Raw genomic sequence first — 2,111 nt, forward strand, 5'->3', positions numbered from 1 at the left:
GTGCAGCGGTCCGCCCGCAACCTCGGCCAGCAAGCGATCGAGATCGACGTCGGCGTTGCGGTGTTCGCCGACGATGGTCTGCTCCGACATGACCAGGATGCGATCGGCGGTCTCCAGCGCCTCGTCGAGCTCGGTGACGAACAACAGCGTGGCGCGGCCGTTTGCACTGGCCCTGAGCTTGGCGGCGATGTCGCGCCGGGCGGAAATATCGACGCCCTGAAACGGCTCATCCAGAATGAACAGTCTTGCATCCTGAGCCATCCAGCGGGCGACCATCACCTTCTGCTGGTTGCCGCCGGACAGCTCCGACATCTCGTCCTTCTCTGAACGACAGACGATGCCCAGTTCCTCGATCTGCCTGCGGGCCGTGATGCGTTCGAGACGGCGCCTCAGGATGCCGAAGCGCGACATGCGCTTGTGAAACGGCAGGCTAATATTTTCCTGGATATTGAAGCCGCCAACGATGCCATTCTCGCCGCGGTCCTTGGCGACGAGGAACACGCCGGCGGCGATCGCCTCGCCGGTTGTTCCAGGCGCATAAGGCTTGCCGTTCATCATCATGGTGCCGGACAATGGCTGGCGCACGCCAAACAGCGTCTCGGCAAGCGCCGTCTTGCCGACACCGACGAGGCCGGTGATGGCGACGACCTCGCCGTCGCCGAGCGTCAGCGAAATCGGCCGGGCACCTGGTGCTATGCGCAGGCCATCTATCTTGAGGACGGCATTGGCCGAATCCCTGACAACGATCTGGTCGAGATGGATCTTGCGGCCGAGCATGGCGTTGACCGCGCCTTCATAGTCGAGCGGCTTCTTGTCGAAAATGCCTGAAATGATCCCGTCTCGCATCGAGATGATGCGATCGGCCAACCGCCTGATGTCCGACATGCGGTGCGAGATGTAGAGGATCGCCACGCCTTGCTCGCGCAGCCTGTCGATCAGCGCAAACAGCCGATCAGCCTCGGCGCTGGAGAGCGATGAGGTCGGCTCATCGAGGATCAGCACTTTCGGCTGATGCGCCAGCGCGCGGGCAATCGCCACCATTTGGCGATCGGCCAGCGAAAGATCACTCACCCGCGCCTTCAAATCGATGGCCAGCCCCATGCGGTCGGCAACCGCCTTGGCCTCTCGGCGCACACGGACCGGATTGAACAGGGTCGGTGCGCCGCTACCGCTCAGCCTGTCGAGAGTGAGATTGGTGGCTACGTCGAGATCGGCGACGACACCGTCATTGATGTTCTGGTGAACGGTGACGACGCCGGCGCGGATCGCCTCGGCCGGGGTTTTCGGTGCAAAATCCTGGTCGGCGAGCGCCATCGTGCCGCCGCCGCGCTCATAGACGCCAGAGATGATCTTGACGAGGGTGGATTTGCCGGCGCCGTTGGCGCCCATCAGCACGGTCACTTCACCGGCATGCAATTCGAGCGAGACGCCGCCAAGCACCTCGTTCTGGCCAAAGGATTTCCTCAGTCCCTCTACGCGGAACACGGCATTGCCGACCATGCGTTCCTCCCTGACATGACGCTATGGGCTGCATCGGCAATTGTCAACACGATTGACAATTGCCAGATCGCTTCCTAGCTTGGCCCAGCCGCCATGCCTCCGTTATGTTCGGAGCGCATATGCGGGAGGATGACGATGACTGAAGAATTGCCGTTCGAAGCACTGTCGGTCGAGACCCTGGCTGCCCGCCTCGGTGACAACGACGCGCTATGCGCGAAGATCGGCAAAGACACGACACGCTGGAAGGTCCGCGAGGTCGGCGACGGCAATCTCAACCTGGTGTTCATCGTCGAGGGCGCCAGCGGTGCGGCAGTGGTCAAGCAGGCCCTGCCCTATGTCCGCCTGGTCGGCGACAGCTGGCCGCTGCCGCTGAAGCGATCCTTCTTCGAATATCACGCGCTGACAAGGCAGGAGGCGCGCGCGCCGGGCTCGGTGCCGGCGATCCATTACTTCGATGAAGGCCAGGCGCTGATCATCATGGAATATCTTGCGCCGCCGCACATCATCCTGCGCCGCGCCCTAATCGACGGCCGCCAGTTGCCGAACATTGCACGGGACATCGGCCTGTTCATGGCCCGCACGCTGTTTCGCGGCTCCGACCTGCACATGGC

The 2,111-nt window shown here is 62.9% G+C and carries 1 protein-coding gene and 1 pseudogene; one reads left to right on the forward strand and one right to left on the reverse strand.

Annotated features, from left to right (window positions below; translation table 11 throughout):
* Nucleotides 1-1,500 (reverse strand): sugar ABC transporter ATP-binding protein (locus EN935_RS32810; RefSeq protein ID WP_164771560.1); only part of this gene is annotated, 1,500 nt, incomplete at its 3' end.
* A 135-nt stretch (nt 1,501-1,635) separates the two neighbouring features.
* On the opposite strand from EN935_RS32810, the pseudogene EN935_RS32815 reads away from it, so the two are divergent.
* A pseudogene (locus EN935_RS32815) lies at nt 1,636-2,111 on the forward strand (phosphotransferase); the annotation flags it as partial.

This window comes from Mesorhizobium sp. M7D.F.Ca.US.004.03.1.1, assembly GCF_003998635.1.
Lineage (GTDB): Bacteria > Pseudomonadota > Alphaproteobacteria > Rhizobiales > Rhizobiaceae > Mesorhizobium > Mesorhizobium loti.